The organism is Flavobacterium adiutor, from assembly GCF_048282555.1.
GTDB lineage: Bacteria > Bacteroidota > Bacteroidia > Flavobacteriales > Flavobacteriaceae > Flavobacterium.
Genome location: NZ_CP182487.1, coordinates 1904860 through 1920905, shown reverse-complemented (window position 1 = coordinate 1920905; position 16046 = coordinate 1904860). Strand labels below are relative to the sequence as shown.

Here is a 16046-nt window from a genome sequence, read left to right as displayed (position 1 = left end):
TCTAAGTTTAATCAATAACTCATAATTACATTAATTAACAAAAAATGAACAAGACAATAGACCAATTATCTGCGGATAATATTAGAGCATTGGCCATTTCAATGGTTGAAAAAGCGAATTCAGGGCACCCGGGCGGATCTATGGGTGGAGCCGATTTTATGCATATCCTTTATACAGAATATTTAAAATATGATCCATCGGATATGCAGTGGATTTTCAGGGATCGTTTTTTTATGGATGCCGGGCATCTTTCGGCTTTGATGTATGCCCAGTATCATTTATTAGGCAATTATGAAAGAACAGATTTAGAACATTTCAGACAATGGGGATCTGTTACACCAGGACATCCTGAAATTGACGTAAAAAGAGGAATAGAAAACACATCAGGCCCTTTAGGACAGGGGCATGTTATGGGCGTGGGTGCAGCCATTGCAGCGAAGTTTTTATCGGCCAGATTTGATAATTTATTCGATCATAAAATTTACGGATTCATAACAGACGGAGGCATTCAGGAAGAGATTTCTCAGGGCGCAGGACGTATTGCCGGACATTTGGGACTGAATAATTTTATTATGTTTTATGATTCAAATGATGTACAGCTATCATCAATGACCGATGAAGTAACGACAGAAGATACTGCTATGAAATACGAGTCCTGGGGATGGAAAGTTATTACGATCGATGGACATAGCCATACGCATATCCGTTCTGCTCTTAACGCTGCACATGCAGAACTGGAGAGACCAACACTGATTATTGGAAGAACTATTATGGGTAAAGGATGCGTAACCGCTGATGGTGAAATGTACGAAGGACAATGCGAACTGCACGGAAAACCGATTGGTGGAACAAAGGCGTGTTTTAAATCAACATTACTTAATTTAGGAGCAAATCCCGAAGATTCATTTGCTGTTTACCAAGACGTTGCTGCACATTACAAAAATGTTTTAGCAAAAAAAACAGCGGAAGCAGCAGAGAGAAAAACAAAAATTGCTGCCTGGGAAAAGCAAAATCCCGAACTCGCAAAAAAAATCCAGCAGTTTTTTAACGGTGAACTGCCGGAACTTGATTTTAATTCAATAGCACAAAAAGCCAATTCCGCTACCCGTGATGCTTCGGCAGCTGTTTTGGGATATCTGGCTGAAAATGTAGAAAATATCATTGTTTCTTCTGCTGATTTATCTAATAGTGACAAAACAGATGGTTTCTTAAAAAAATCATCGGTTCTGAAAAAAGATGATTTTAGTGGTGGATTCCTTCAGGCCGGAGTTGCAGAACTTACTATGGCTGCGATTGCAAACGGAATCGCACTTCATGGTGGAGTTATTCCGGTTGTAGCTACTTTTTTTGTCTTTTCTGACTATATGAAACCTGCCATTCGACTTGCGGCCATTCAGGAACTTCCGGTTAAATATGTCTGGACGCATGATTCCTTCCGAGTAGGAGAAGACGGACCAACACATCAGCCAATTGAACAGGAAGCTCAGATTAGATTATTGGAAAAAATCAAAAATCACTCGGGAAATCAAAGTTTATTAGCCCTGAGACCTGCAGATGCTGTTGAAACTTCTGTAGCATGGCAAATGGCTTTAGAAAATAAAAAGACACCAACGGGATTAATTCTTTCCAGACAAAACATCACAGATATTCCAACTTCAGGAAATTCAAGATTTGTAGAAGCTTCTAAAGCAAAAAAAGGAGGTTATCTTGTAAAAGCTGTTGAAAACCCAGATATAACCTTAATAGCAAATGGATCTGAAGTAGAGACTCTTATTGAGGCAGCAGCAGAATTGGAAAGCAGCATGAATATAAAAATAAACGTGGCTTCTATCATTTCTGAAGGCCTTTTCAGGTCACAGCCAAAAGAATATCAGGAAAGCGTTATTCCTACAAACGGATTAGTCTTCGGAATGACAGCGGGTCTTCCGGTTAATCTGGAAAATCTTGCGGGAAGCCGTGGAAAAGTTTTCGGACTAGATCATTTTGGTTACTCTGCTCCTGCTAATATTTTGGATGAAAAATTTGGCTTTACCAGTAAAAATGCCTGCGCAGAAATCATTAAATATTTAGAAGCAAATAAGTTAAACTAAATAAAAATGATTTAACTGAAAGCACCTTCATTCTGTTTTTACTAATGAGCCTCCAAATCGATAAATATGGAGGCTTTTTTCATACATTTCGACATACGAAGCTGCTTTCAGTTTAGACCAGGATGAAGACTTGATACCAATGTCATTAACTTAAGGATTAAAAAATAAAATGATTGCTGATTTTTGATTAACGATTTTTGATTTCTAATCTAAAAAAACCTCGTTAAATCGACAATCAACTATTTAGCCACATCAAATTTTAAATCAAAAATGGCTAATCCTCAATCTAAAATCTCTCAACTTAACGACATTGCGCTCGATACTGCTAATGGCAGAGAAATACGAAGTCACATTTTTCTCATATTAAAAAAGTCCGGAAATCTTAAATAAAAAACCTCAGCAACAATTGATAATACAATCAACAAAAATGAGCCGTGGAATAATCTAGATGATTTTGCCGATATTGGAAAAATTAGCGGAAGGATTTTCAAGTAAAACAATAAGATTTATAATCCCTTCTCTTTTATCTTAACTTTGCATTTTCAAAATACAGGTAATAATCATCAAGTAACAAAGTGGAAGCAGAAAAAGTGGAAAATAAACACTCAAGCTGGACTATCTGTCAGGAATGTCTGGGACGCGGAAAAAAAAGCCGAAGAATAAGCAAAAAAACACGGCTTCTTTACCAGATCGCATTGAATGAATTTGAAAAATTGGAAGGCAAAGGTACGGCACCGGTTCCGCCGAAGGGAAACCCATATTCATGTCCTCACTGTTCAGGATCAGGATTAATGGCTACTGCAAGCACTCCTGTAGTAAATAATGAATATCCACACATTGCTATTATTGGCGGCGGTATTGGCGGAATTGCACTTGCGGTTGCCTGTTTGCATCGCGGAATTCCTTTCACACTTTACGAACGCGACAACGACTTTAATGCCCGTTCTCAAGGGTACGGACTCACTTTGCAACAAGCCAGCAAAGCAATTCAGGGATTAGGAATTTTCTCTTTAAAAAAAGGAGTAATTTCAACAAGGCACCTGGTTCATACTCCGGATGGAAAAATAATTGCGGAATGGGGAACCAGAAAGTGGATTCAATCAGATACAAAAAAATCTTCTAAACGTACGAATGTGCATATTGCACGTCAATCTTTACGATTAGCTTTACTGGAGCAGCTTGGAGGAAATAATCAAATACAATGGGGCCATCAGTTAATAGATTTTAAGGAATCTGAAAAAAACATTAATCTCAGTTTTCAGGTCGATGGAAAGATTAAGAAAGCCAAGGCAGACCTTGTGGTTGGAGCGGATGGTATTCGAAGTTCTGTTCGAAGACTGTTGATTGGAGAAAAAACTACTCCTTTGCGTTATCTCGGTTGTATAGTGATTTTAGGTATCTGTCCATTAAGTACTTTAGAGCATCTTAATAGTCCTTTACTGGACTCCGCTACCATATTTCAGACGGCCAATGGCAACGAACGCATCTACATTATGCCCTATTCATCAGATTCGGTGATGTGGCAGCTTAGCTTTCCGATATCTGAAGAAGAAGCCAAATCATTAAGTGCTAAAGGACCTAAGGCACTCAAAGAAGAATCATGCAGAAGAACCCAATGGCACCATCCTATTCCTCAAATTGTATCAGCAACTGAGGAAACTTATATTTCCGGCTATCCCGTTTATGATCGTGAATTACTCAAACCGGAATTATTAGAAAACTCAGGACAAGTGACTCTGATTGGAGATGCAGCTCATCCTATGAGCCCATTTAAAGGGCAGGGTGCCAATCAGGCAATTCTGGACGCACTTACATTGGCAAGAAGTATTTTTAAAGGATGCAGACCCTCATCTGACTGGCGAAAAGCAGGAATAAGAAAAAGTGCAATAATGGAGTTTGAAGCAGAAATGCTGGAAAGAAGCGCTGTTAAAGTACAAGATTCAGCAGAAGCTGCACAGTTCCTGCATTCTGAAATTGTACTACACGAAAGTGATGCGCCAAGAAGATGGTTTGAGAAAAAAGACTAATAATTTATTGACACATACCATAGCGTGCTTTTTAATACGATAATATAATTCACTAATTAAGGAAAACCGTAAAAACAATACTTTTTTAAAGTTTAAATTTAAAACACTAATGAATGACATCTGTCTGTTAAATGACAGAAATCTATAATTTTAAATTTATGCTAAAAAGAAGTATTCTAATTGAAAACAAATTTTCTATTACGGCAAAAAACAATCAGCTAGTATTAAAATCAGAAACACGGGAGAGTACAATTCCTATCGAGGATATCGGATTTCTTGTTCTCGATCATAATGAAATCTACCTCAGTATTCCAGCTATGAATTTACTTGTTGAGAATAATTCTTCTGTTATTATCTGCGGAAAAAATCATCTTCCTAATGGCATGTTCTTAAACCTCAACAGTCATCATATCCAGCAGGAAATATTTAAAAACCAAATCGAAGCTTCCATACCACTAAAAAAAAAATTATGGCAGCAAACCATAATTGAAAAAATTAAAAACCAGGGGCAGTTACTTGAAAGAATAACAAAATCAAAAAATAGTTTTCCTTTCCTTGCCAGTAAAGTATTAAGTGGCGATTCGTCAAACATGGAAGGTGCTGCGGCACAACAGTATTGGAAACATTTTCCTCAGCCTCATTTAGAATTTGATGGTATCAAACGGGAACGGTATGGCGACTATCCTAATAATTTCCTTAATTACGGTTACGCCATTTTAAGAGCTGCAACTGCAAGAGCACTTTCTGGAAGCGGATTATTGAATACGTTAGGAATCCACCATAAAAGTAAATATAATGCTTTTGCACTTGCCGATGACATTATGGAGCCCTTCCGGCCTATTGTTGATGAAAAGGTCTTTGAAATTATGCAGCGTTTTAGTGAACAGGAACTAAACACTGCCATCAAATCTGAATTATTACAAATATTAACGAGAACAGTTTATTTTAAAGAGGAGAAAAGTCCTGTAATGATCGCTTTGCAAAAAACAGCAAGTTCACTTCAACAATGTTTCACAGGAACTCGGAAAAAAATTAAATATCCTGCACTATGGAACTTAACGGATATCGAATAATGTGGCTGTTTGTTTTTTTTGATCTCCCAACAGAAACAAAAAAAGACAGGCGAAATGCATCTGGATTTAGAAATAATTTACTAAAAGATGGATTTTCGATGATGCAGTATTCTGTTTATGTTCGTCATTGTGCAAGCGGTGAAAGTGCCGATGTTCATGAAAAGAGAATCCACAAACTGCTTCCTCCTTTAGGAAAAGTAAGCATACTTCGAATAACTGACAAACAGTTTGGTAATATTTTGAATTTCTGGGGAAAAGCAGCAGTACCGTCAGCCCCTCAGCCAACTCAATTAGAATTGTTCTAACGATTAGCAAAAAAAGTATCTGATACCCATTTTTGAGGATTCAAATCAATATAATTACTAATGTTGTGATATGATTTATCGTTTCGAATGATATGATCGTGAAAAGAACGCTGCCAGGAAAAAACTTCAAAACCAGCCTTATGAATCAATTTTGATGATGTGGTTTTAAACGCTCCTATTAAACCTGATAATGATTTTATTTTGATTTCCTGTACGGACAGCTCGCGAGCTGTCCCTTCTGTCCCTATCAATAATTTATTCCTATCAATTTCTATAATCATATGAACATGATTAGGCATTACAACATAATTATGAATTTCAACATATTTATATTGTTCGGCCAGCCATTCAATTTGCTGCTTTACGATTTTTCCAAATTCATTCAAATTCATTTTTACTACTGCACAATTATTTTCGAACTGATTTTCATTAGGATGATGTACGGACAGCTCGCGAGCTGTCCCCACGGATCCAAAACAACAAATTCTATCCTGAACACATATCGTGACGAAATATAAATTATCGCTGGAATAATCAAATCCCTGCATTCTATTTCTTTTTCTATTTTTCATTATCATTCAATTTATAATTACATCTGCCAAACATGCATATCAGTACGGACAGCTCGCGAGCTGTCCCTTCAAAAACCATCATGATTTCATGATAAAAATATTCAAATTCAAATTATTACCAACAAAAAAATGCCTCAATTCTGGGATATCAATACAAAAAAGAAGCCTTTTTTTATACGATATTTCGATTTAACACTATGATTATCCGAAGGAAACAGACCAACTAATATCGTATTTTCTAATCTTTTATCAAATAGAAAAATCCGAAATGTACTAATGAAACCCGATTATGACTATTTTTCGATTAACAAAGCACGGACAGCTCGCGAGCTGTCCCTTCGCAAACCATCATGATCATGATAAAAAAATTCAAATTATTACAAACAAAAAAATGCCTCAATCCTGGGGTATCAATCCAAAAAAGAGGCATTTTTTTATACGATATTTCGATTCAACTCTATGATTATCAGAAGGAAACAAACCAACTAATATCGTGTTTTCTAATCTTTAATCAAACCACAACTACAAACAAATTATACACATCTTCCACATTAATATCGTGTTTTCTAATCTTTAATCAAACCACAACAGTATTGCTACAGGTTTGTCAACTGGTGCTAATATCGTGTTTTCTAATCTTTAATCAAACCACAACCCTGACTTCTAAAAAGAAAAAGCGATCAATAATATCGTGTTTTCTAATCTTTAATCAAACCACAACTCAGAACAACTTAAAAATGAAGTTAAAGAAAATATCGTGTTTTCTAATCTTTAATCAAACCACAACTGAAAGCTACTGCATCCCTACAGGGCGGATGCCATACCTTTCAGTTGTGGTTTGAGATGTTTAAGATTTGATTTTTTATGTCAAAGAACGTTTTAAGCTTATTATAAGCCCAATTTCTTTTTTATTTTAATTAAAAGTTCTTCTTTTGTTTTAGTACTGAATCCACTTTTTTCAGCTTTATCAATTTTTGCTTGAATCTTTTTGATTTGCTCTTCTGTTAATTTTGAATGATCCATAATAACTTATTAAATTTCAACAACTCTTCCTGATGGTAAAATCTTAAAATCAATTCCTTCAATTAAAGCATTGAAATTACTTGCTTTAAACTTAATATATGGAAAATCTTTAAAATTATCAATAACATCTCCTCCTTTTGGAGTGGTCAATCCACTTTCCTTGAATTTTACATTTTTAATTAAGCCTTTTGAATCGTAAACATTATTCTCTAAATAATGTTTATTAAGTAAATCATTCAGGTTTTTAAAAAAAATAGACTTTTTTATATTATCATTTTTAAAATCTGAAAAAATATTACCCCACAAACCTAAATTTTCAATTTCGCTTCTTATTTGAAATAATTTTTGTTCATTTATGACATCATTCATATAAGCTATATTTTCTGTTGAGCCTTTAGCAGAAACACAATAAGTTAATTTTATTCCATCTTTATCTAATCCTGAAATCTTGTACAGCCTTTTAATTATGCTATTAGGATTATTAAAGTTGATTTCTTCCTTTTCATTTTTGTATAAAATTACATTTAAACCCTTTTTTAAAATTATAGGTTTATTATTGGATTTTAACAAATCAAACCCTGTTTCTAAATGCTTTTCAGGAATTAAAGAAATAATATTTTTTCTTCTTTCATTTTTATTTTTTAATTTATAATAATAACCAGCATCCATATAATTAATTAATTCAAAAGCTCTTTCCGTATTTCCTTTTTTATCTAACCCTTCATAAATTGCCATTGCAAAATTTTCATCATTTAATCCATAAACCTTTTGTTTGTGTTCGTGACGTGATTTTGACAATAAACTATGCTCTTTAATGTGTAAAGGATTTTTAACTGAATTAGCGTAAATTCTAACTTTCTTTATCGGAACTTGCTTTTCTTCATTCATCCAAACCTTTTTATTCTCGGCAATTTTATTTTTCTGTTGCGCATTCGAAGAAAGTAGCAAAACTTTATTGGCAATGGCTTCTTTTACTTTCTCTTTTACACTTTCATCAACAATGTTTTCAATATCGTTGGCTTTTAAACTTTCTAAATCTTTACGGATAACATAACGAATTTCATCAGTTTTTAATGGATTTTTAATTGCTCCATAAATACTATCCTGATGCAAAGAACCTCTTACTGTGTCACCTTGATGCAATCTTGGGATTTTTTCTCCTTTATCATTTACCTTATAGATTATTTTTCCATTAGCATCTTTTTTTGGTATTGCTTTTCCTTTTTCATCAGGCTCTATTTCGGCTACATATTGCTTTTTCCCACGAACTCTAACAATCTTTTTAGACTGCTTTTTAACATTATCGGGTGTGAAATGGGAAACCAAAATTTCATCCTCAATTTTCAGCAAATCTTCTTTGAAGGTCTTCCAGGGTTTTGCTTGTTCAATTATAGCTTTTGCCTCTTTTTTGTTTTGCTCGTCTTCCAATCTCCATGCGTGAGCCAAAACATCGTATTTGTCTTTGGTCATACAGGCAATCGTTATGGCATCAATTGTATGGTGTGTATGTTTACTTCGGTCTTTTTCTTTGTATTGCTTGAATCCGTTTTCATCAATATAACTTTCCTGAATTCCCCATTGTTTTCTAAATTCGGCGACCATACCACCTTTTACGCTTTCTACTCTTTTAAAATACGATTTTAAATAAGCTTGCGCATATTTGGTAATAATTCCTGTATCCGGGATTTGGCTGTTTTTGAATCCAACCTTTGGTTCTTTCCAAATAAATCTATCATATTTTCCTTGAAGATAATCTCGTTTCAAAGTCAGGTAATGCCTTCTTCGTATTTTTTTATCTTTTATTTCTTTTGTTGATGCTGCTTTTATGGAACGGCTAATTATCTCGATTTCTCTTGATAAATTATCTGCTTCTTCTTTCCAATGCGCAATTCTTGGTAAAATTTCCAAATGATTACTTAACTCAATTGGCATTTTTTGCTTTTTTATTTCTCTGTTAAACCTCTGACTACAAAGCGTTTTATTCATTTGAGAATTATCCTGCGAAATACTTCTTGGAATGGTATGCTCTATATCATAAGCAGGATTACTCCCTATTATATCACATATCCGTATATTTTTGCCTTGCTCGTATATCTCACATTTATCTTGCTCAATCCAAAGCTGATATCTTAGAATATCGTCTTCCGTTGGTTCTACTTCTTTACCACATTCATCCAAATACAATTTCTTGATTTCTTTTATGGCATTGTCTCTGAAATCTTTATTCTCCTTTTGATAATCCTGAATTCCCTTTCTTCGATTCGCATCATTCAATTCACGAGCCATCTCAATGTGAATTCTTGTGTTTTCGTCAACTTCACCTTCAAGAATAAGCGTATTCAAAACTTTTCGCAATTGATGCAAAGCTCGCATTGCCATAGGATTTTTAATGGATGAAGTCAAAGGGCTTCCTAAAACTACTTTTTCATTTCCAAACTCATCTTTGATAATTTTCTTTTTGAAAACCTCGATATCTGATGGATGATATAGTTTTTTTAGCCTATTATTTACTTTCTTTTCCTTCTCCTGGTCTGTTCCTTTTTCTTCACTACAAAATACTTGACCAGTTTCATTTTCTCCTTTCAGAAATTCTAAAACTTTTTCATCTAATCTCTTTATTTTGATGAACTCATATTTCTTTAATTGATCGATAAAAATTGGTAACAAATGATTGAAAATGGCTTGTTGCTCTCTTTCATCCTCCATCTTATTTGATTTGTAAAAACCAAGTAATTTTTTCTTCAAATCATTTGCAAATTCTGGTTCTGCTTCATTTGAATAATATACTTTTTTACCATCTTCATTTTCAGTTTTATATTCTTTTATTAAACCATTAACAACTTCCAACAAACCTTTTTCAAAAGTGTAATTTTCAATAATTTCTGCGATTTTATTTTGAATATAGTTTCTTTGTTCAACATCCTTCCAAATTTCGGCATCCACAATAGTTGAAATGTTTGCCATAAATACTGCGTGAGAATACAAAAGCCCTTCTTTTAGATAAGGCAAAATTTTAGTGATTGCAGATAAACTCAAACTGGCAAAATCCTTTTTCAATTTTATTTTACTAAAAGCTTTTGCACTTTTATCATCTAATCCTAATTTTTCTTTTGCATATTCATATAAATAAATATCCGAAGTAGAAACAGAAAGCAAATGCCATAAATCTTTGTAATCAACTGTTTTGGTTACTTCTTCCTTTTTAGCATTTAGTGTTTGATACGTGAATGTTTTTGTTTTCCAATCGTCCCCGACCGTGTTTTTCAACGAAGCTGAAACCTGGCAAGCCGAAACACTGTCTGTTGGTTTGTAGTTAAACCAATAAAAAAACTCATTCTTTTTTGAAGATTTGTAATAGCCGAAACTTGCTCCTTTTTCAACAAGTTCTTTAGCTAAAACTTCAAAATTAAAATCATTCTTTCTGTAGAATTTCGGAATCAATTTCAATTTCTCTTCTTGTGTCAGAAAACGCAATGTTTTTTCGCTTTGGGTTCCAATCTTTATGGTGTTCAAATACGTCCACATTCTGTACTCCTCAAAATCCGGATGAGAGATAGCGCAACGTGATTTGCTTTTTTCAAAAGAACACTTTCCAATCAAGCCTTTCTGTGATTGTAATGGTCGCTGAAAGAAAATGGCCTTATACAAATCTTTGGCTAAACCTGTAAATTTCTTTTCGGGTAATTTTTCGGTATTATCAATTCCTTCGATTCCCTGAGCTTCACAAATTATTTCAAATTCTTTAAGATAATGTTCCTCCCTTGAAGTATATTGATTTCTGATTTCTTCTTTGTTATAAAGACCATAAAAATATTGCCCTAAAGTCTTAAAATTCCTATCAAGCATTGCTTGTGAAATATCTTTTATTTTACCTTTTACTTTTCCTAAATCATCTTTTTTATTTAGCCTTGCAATAAGTTCTTCTTTACATTTCTCTACATTGTTTTCATTTTTCTTCGTTATGGCAACCAAGGAATTATAAAGTGTTTTTAGTTTTTTTTCACCTTCATCTAAATCTTTTTTAAAAACAACTTTTTCAGTTAATTCTATGATTCCTATATTCAGATAATAACCATTTAATTCTTCCAAAATCAAATTTGTGTTATCTAAATCCTCAATTAAAGCTTGGATTTGTGGATTATGTTCTTCGAAAACTCCTTCTGCTGATTGGTCAAGTCTGTTACTCAAAAAACCTCGTCTTTGGGCAATATGGTAGAAAGCTCGTCCAAGTTCAAATAAAGCTACTTTTTGTTTACTGGCTCTATCCCTAAAAACATAAGGGTTTTGATTTTCAACTTCATCAGTACGTAACCATTTCAGAAATTCAGGATTAAGCGGATATTTTTTAAACCCAGATTTTTTCCATTCTTCAACTTCTTCAATCGACAAAGGACACATCCCATTTACAGAAAGAACTTTTAAAGTTTCGTATTTCCTTAATTTTCTACGGTATTTTATTTTTCTTGCACTTCTGTAACCTGTTCTTTCAGCAGCACGCGAACTTTCAATGCCTTTTTCAGATTTTACTCCTTCGGAGAATATCCTAACTCCTTTATCAATAATTTGCTCCTTGCCTTCATTTTCAGTATCTCTAATCGCCCACCCAATCGAGTTCGTTCCTAAATCTAATCCTAAAATTTTTGCCATATCTCCTAAATTTTAAACATGAACGAAATATAAGACAAAATAAATTAAAGCAAATACGGTTTTCCTTATTCAAACTAATTTATTTTTTCTATACATTTGTAACTGATTAAAATTTCTAATCTTTAATCTTATCACAATAAGGCTATATGCCGTAGATGAAAATCTTTAGTCCTGCTTCGGTGGGACTTTTTTATTTAAAAAAATAAGATTCTCTCATAGAGATAATTAGATAAAATATTCCTTAATCTTGCTTAATAAAATAGAGTTGCTGCGGATTATTTGCAATTGCCACTAGCGCATTATAAATATATTGAGCGACCAAAGCACCTCCCTGACTATTTATTAATTCAATATCGTCTTCGGGTGTATGGTATTGCGGATGGCCTCCGGTATGAAATCCCACGGCAGAAATTCCAGCTTTATAAAATGAAACATGATCTGACCCTCCTACTCCGCCAGCATGTACCACCGGATTAAGAGCACTGCCTTTGCCTAATTTCTTCATCAATTCTACTCCATCTGGAAACGTTCCGGCACCTCCCATGTAAATTTGTTTCTCTTCATTTAGCCTTCCTACCATATCCATATTTAGCATAAGTTTTACAGCTTCTTTTGGAACAGGCAAATGAGATACGAAATATTGAGAGCCCAACAGTCCTTCTTCTTCTCCACTAAACGAAATAAAAATGATACTTCTTTTGGGCTTTACAATGGCTTTTGATAATTCTTCAAGAATACAGAGTAAAGCCGAAACTCCTGAGGCATTGTCATCTGCTCCGTTATGAATAGCGAAAGCTTCTTTGTTTTTACTGCCTGAATTTTGTCCGCCCCATCCCCAATGATCATAATGAGCGCCTATTACTATATATTCGTTCTTCAGTTTTTCATCGGAACCTTCAAGATATCCTACCACATTTTGAGTCGCAACACTATCCGATTTCATCTTGTTTATTCCTTCTTTCACAAAAAGGCTGAAAGGCTGATAATAGTTACTATCAAACGTTTTTAAACCGTATTTTTTAAAATATTTTTTGATGTAAGCAGCCGCTTCATTATTGCCTTTGGTTCCCGGAAAACGACCTTCTAACTTATCCGATGACAGGTATTTGTCATGTTTATAGAATGTCTCGGTGAGGTTATTTTTTTGGGCATTTAAAATGGTTGTCAAAAAAAATAGCCCTAAAACAATACTGCCCTTTGGTAAAAATTTTATTATCATTAATCCTAAATTAGAGGGAGGTACACATTTATTTGAGTTCAAAAATCTTATTCATTAAAATCCATTTTTCTCCAGATTTTGCCTGAGGAAGCGCCTTTTGGAATTTCCACATTAAGGTTTCCCATTCCTGAACTTTTGGGTTTTCGGCATCCATTTTTGCTTTTTCTTCAAATGAGAAATGATCAACGGCTTCAATAATCATAAATAAACGATCGCCAATGTTGTAAATTTCTAAATTGAGAATTCCGGAATCTCTGATGCTTTTTTGTATCTCAGGCCAGACATTTTTATGATGTTCTATATATTCGGCAATTAATTTTGGATCGTTATTTAAATCTAAAGCGAGGCAGTATTTTTGCATAATGGTGTTTTTTTATTGCAAATCAAATGTAGTGTGTTTGATAAACTTTCGGTTATAGGTGTACAAAATATGTATTTTTTTGTCTGAAGTCTGAATAATAGCGGGATAACTAAATTCGCCTTCTTTTTGATTTTCCAGATCAAATAATTTTTTCCAGTTTACACCGTTGTTTGAATATTCTACATCGAGAACATTTCTTCCGTTAAACCAGTCTTTCCCCATTTTTAAAGGATTATTGACCAGTAAAAATGATTTATGGGATAACGTTAGCGCATCTATTCCCGAATTCGAATTGATAACATTTATACTGTCTGTCTTCTGCCAGGTTTTACCATTATCTTCTGACCATGAAGCAATTAATTTATTATGCCTGCTTCGGGATAAAATCTGAATTTCTCTATCAGAATGTACTAAAAATGTCGGCTGGATGATATCGAAATTTTTCTTGTCATTAATATCCGTTATTGTCCAGCTGTCTGTAGATTCTGTATAAGTTTCTATAAAAACTCTCCACTTATTATCATCGATGCTTTCGGTACTGCTTCCGCACAAAATAACTCCGGGGGTAATTTCAATTGGTTTGTTTCGAATGGGTCCTAATATTCCTTTTGGGAGGTATTTTGCCTCACTCCAGGTGTTTCCATTGTCTTTTGAAACGATCATAGCCCCAGACCATTCTCTCGGGTTTTTGCCCACTTTATAAAACAAATATAAATTTTGCGCTTTACTTTTAAACAAAACCGGATTCCAGCAAGGCAGGGTATCTCCATCTTTAATTAGTGGCTCAATAATTTTTTTAGGCGCTGACCATTTTTTTTCTTTATAGGAAGAAATATAAATACTTACATCTGTTGCCCCTTCATGTTTTCCTCCAAACCAGGCAGCCAAAAGAACGTTAGGCTCTGTTTCAACCAATGTTGAGGCATGGCTTGCTGCAGTAACGGGTTTTTCGGCTATGTAATTTTGAGTGATAGTAATGGCTTTTGGCTCTTTCTTTAGCGAAGTACAGGAAAGCAAAAGAACATTTAATAAAAAGAAAGGAAAATATTTTTTTAAATGCATAATCTAATTTTTATATAAAAAAACAAAAGGAGAGTTACCTCTCCTTTTATTATTAAGCAACGAATCTCTTTATCATTACTTATTCAATTTATTTTACATCCCACCAAACTCGTGTACTGCCTTTATCCGGACCTCCAAGAAGTGTTATCCCATTATTTACAGCTGTTGCATTGGTACTGTATTCATCCGGTAAATATGTTAAACGTTTCATTACTCCTTTACCAATTGTAGGGTCTAAAGTTGTAATCAATGGATATAATATAGCTGCATCTGTTCTGCGTAAATCAGACCAGGCTTCCCATGATTCAGGAAAAAGTCCCAGATATTTTTGAACTGCGATTTGCTTCTTCTGGTCACTTGTACTAGCTGCCCATGCTACAGGCACATTAACCGGAGGAGTAGGATCTGGGTACATACTACCAAATGTTGGCACAGCACCAGTTGTAGTTCCTGCTATATAAGCATTAATTGCAGTATTATCTGTAACACCCCACTGCTGCATTGACAAACGAATACCATCTTCATAAAGAGTTTTAGCAGAGCCTGACATATTCCATCCTAATAAAACTCCTTCAGAGCGGCTAAAATTAGATTCTGAAGCCATCATTACTTCTATGTTTTTTGTAACATTGTCAGAAAATGTAGTTACTTGATTCGTTCCGCTTAAATCTTTACCCCAGGATATAGATGTTCCAATTCCGCTAGGCAAGCCAACGTATTGACCTTTATATGCAGAAGTAGCATCTGTAACAGGAGAAAACCAAATTTTCATTCTTGGATCATTATACCCTTTAAGCATACTTTCCATATCAGCCGTCATAGCAAAACCCCAATATTTCATGATATCTACAAAATTATTGTAAGTATCTTTAGTTACTTTATAATAAGCACTATCATCATTGGACTGCATAACACCCGCTGCTACAGCTGCTTCAGCCTGAGTTTTTGCTCTTGCTGCATCTTTATCCGAAATTCTTAAGGCTAAACGCAGTCTTAATGAATTAGCAAATTTTCTCCATTTCTCAACATTTCCTCCATATATAGCATCATAATCTTTAAATACCCCCACAGTAGTCTGAGATGTAGTACTCAAAGTTGTATTAGCCGCTTCTAAAAGTTTGAAAAAATCAGTGTACATATCTTCCTGAGAATCATAAGCTACTGACGATCCGCCAATACCAGCCTGAGAATATGGAACAGGTCCCCATTCATCTGTAAACCTGTGAAACATATACACTTTCCAGATATCTAAAACAGCGGTAGCTTCAGCATTCCCTTTAGCAGCTTTATAACTGTTTAGTAAAGAAGGAACAGCCAAAGTATAAAATCTTAACCAGCCTCTGCTTCTCCATCCATCATTAATCCCATTAACATCAGTAGCGGCACCGCCTGTGTACCCCATATAATGTGTGAATATCATTGAATGTAAGGCCGTTGCCAGTCCATATGTTCCATAATCATCTCCAGGAAGACTCCATGATGCATTTCCAGTTCCTTTATACAAGGCATTTGCAAAAGCAGGTCCTGCCATAGTTGCATCTAACTGATCAGAAGTAAGCGTATTTGGATTTGTATTGGTTTCATCAAAATCCGAAGTACATGCTGTTATCTGAAACAGAAAAACGATTGCAAAAAATTTGATTAAATTATTTTTCATGTTTTATTTT

11 protein-coding genes and 1 CRISPR repeat array are annotated in these 16046 nt (G+C 34.4%); of the genes, 4 read left to right on the top strand and 7 right to left on the bottom strand.

Annotated elements, in window-relative coordinates; all coding sequences use genetic code 11:
- The first annotated feature begins 44 nt into the window (after positions 1 to 44).
- From ACNC7R_RS08425 to cas2, 4 genes are all read left to right on the top strand, one after another.
- Positions 45 to 2090, top strand: coding sequence for a transketolase family protein (locus ACNC7R_RS08425; RefSeq protein WP_417940487.1), 2046 nt, complete (start codon positions 45 to 47; stop codon positions 2088 to 2090).
- A gap of 590 nt (positions 2091 to 2680) precedes the next feature.
- Positions 2681 to 4117, top strand: a complete 1437-nt coding sequence (locus ACNC7R_RS08420) for an FAD-dependent oxidoreductase (RefSeq protein WP_417940486.1) — start codon at positions 2681 to 2683, stop codon at positions 4115 to 4117.
- 158 nt (positions 4118 to 4275) lie between these two features.
- On the top strand, positions 4276 to 5190 hold the full coding sequence (gene cas1 / locus ACNC7R_RS08415) for a type II CRISPR-associated endonuclease Cas1 (RefSeq protein ID WP_417940485.1): 915 nt from the start codon (positions 4276 to 4278) through the stop codon (positions 5188 to 5190).
- Positions 5166 to 5495 carry a CRISPR-associated endonuclease Cas2 gene (gene cas2 / locus ACNC7R_RS08410; RefSeq protein ID WP_269236691.1) on the top strand — a complete coding sequence of 110 codons (330 nt, stop codon included), beginning with the start codon at positions 5166 to 5168 and terminating at the stop codon, positions 5493 to 5495. Before cas1 ends, cas2 begins: the two co-directional genes overlap by 25 nt.
- On the opposite strand, the gene ACNC7R_RS08405 is transcribed toward cas2, so the two are convergent.
- From ACNC7R_RS08405 to ACNC7R_RS08375, 7 genes are all read right to left on the bottom strand, one after another.
- Complete coding sequence (locus ACNC7R_RS08405; protein WP_417940484.1) at positions 5492 to 6067, bottom strand: transposase; 576 nt, start codon at positions 6065 to 6067, stop codon at positions 5492 to 5494. The two genes, cas2 and ACNC7R_RS08405, sit on opposite strands and share 4 nt — an antisense overlap.
- A 486-nt stretch (positions 6068 to 6553) precedes the next feature.
- Positions 6554 to 6854: a CRISPR direct-repeat array (repeat unit 37 nt; unit sequence TAATATCGTGTTTTCTAATCTTTAATCAAACCACAAC).
- A 101-nt stretch (positions 6855 to 6955) separates the two neighbouring features.
- Positions 6956 to 7090, bottom strand: a complete 135-nt coding sequence (locus tag ACNC7R_RS08400) for a hypothetical protein (RefSeq protein ID WP_417940483.1) — start codon at positions 7088 to 7090, stop codon at positions 6956 to 6958.
- Between the two features lie 9 nt (positions 7091 to 7099).
- Positions 7100 to 11737, bottom strand: coding sequence for a type II CRISPR RNA-guided endonuclease Cas9 (cas9, locus tag ACNC7R_RS08395; protein ID WP_417940482.1), 4638 nt, complete (start codon positions 11735 to 11737; stop codon positions 7100 to 7102).
- 241 nt (positions 11738 to 11978) lie between these two features.
- Positions 11979 to 12956 (bottom strand): M20/M25/M40 family metallo-hydrolase, encoded by a 978-nt coding sequence (locus ACNC7R_RS08390; RefSeq protein WP_417940481.1) that lies wholly within the window; start codon positions 12954 to 12956, stop codon positions 11979 to 11981.
- A gap of 28 nt (positions 12957 to 12984) precedes the next feature.
- The gene (locus tag ACNC7R_RS08385; RefSeq protein ID WP_417940480.1) at positions 12985 to 13317 is read right to left on the bottom strand and encodes an L-rhamnose mutarotase; all 333 of its coding nucleotides are present in this window, start codon (positions 13315 to 13317) and stop codon (positions 12985 to 12987) included.
- Between the two features lie 12 nt (positions 13318 to 13329).
- The gene (locus ACNC7R_RS08380; protein ID WP_417940479.1) at positions 13330 to 14379 is read right to left on the bottom strand and encodes a sialidase family protein; all 1050 of its coding nucleotides are present in this window, start codon (positions 14377 to 14379) and stop codon (positions 13330 to 13332) included.
- A gap of 88 nt (positions 14380 to 14467) precedes the next feature.
- Positions 14468 to 16036, bottom strand: a complete 1569-nt coding sequence (locus tag ACNC7R_RS08375) for a SusD/RagB family nutrient-binding outer membrane lipoprotein (RefSeq protein WP_417940478.1) — start codon at positions 16034 to 16036, stop codon at positions 14468 to 14470.
- Positions 16037 to 16046: the final 10 nt, after the last annotated feature.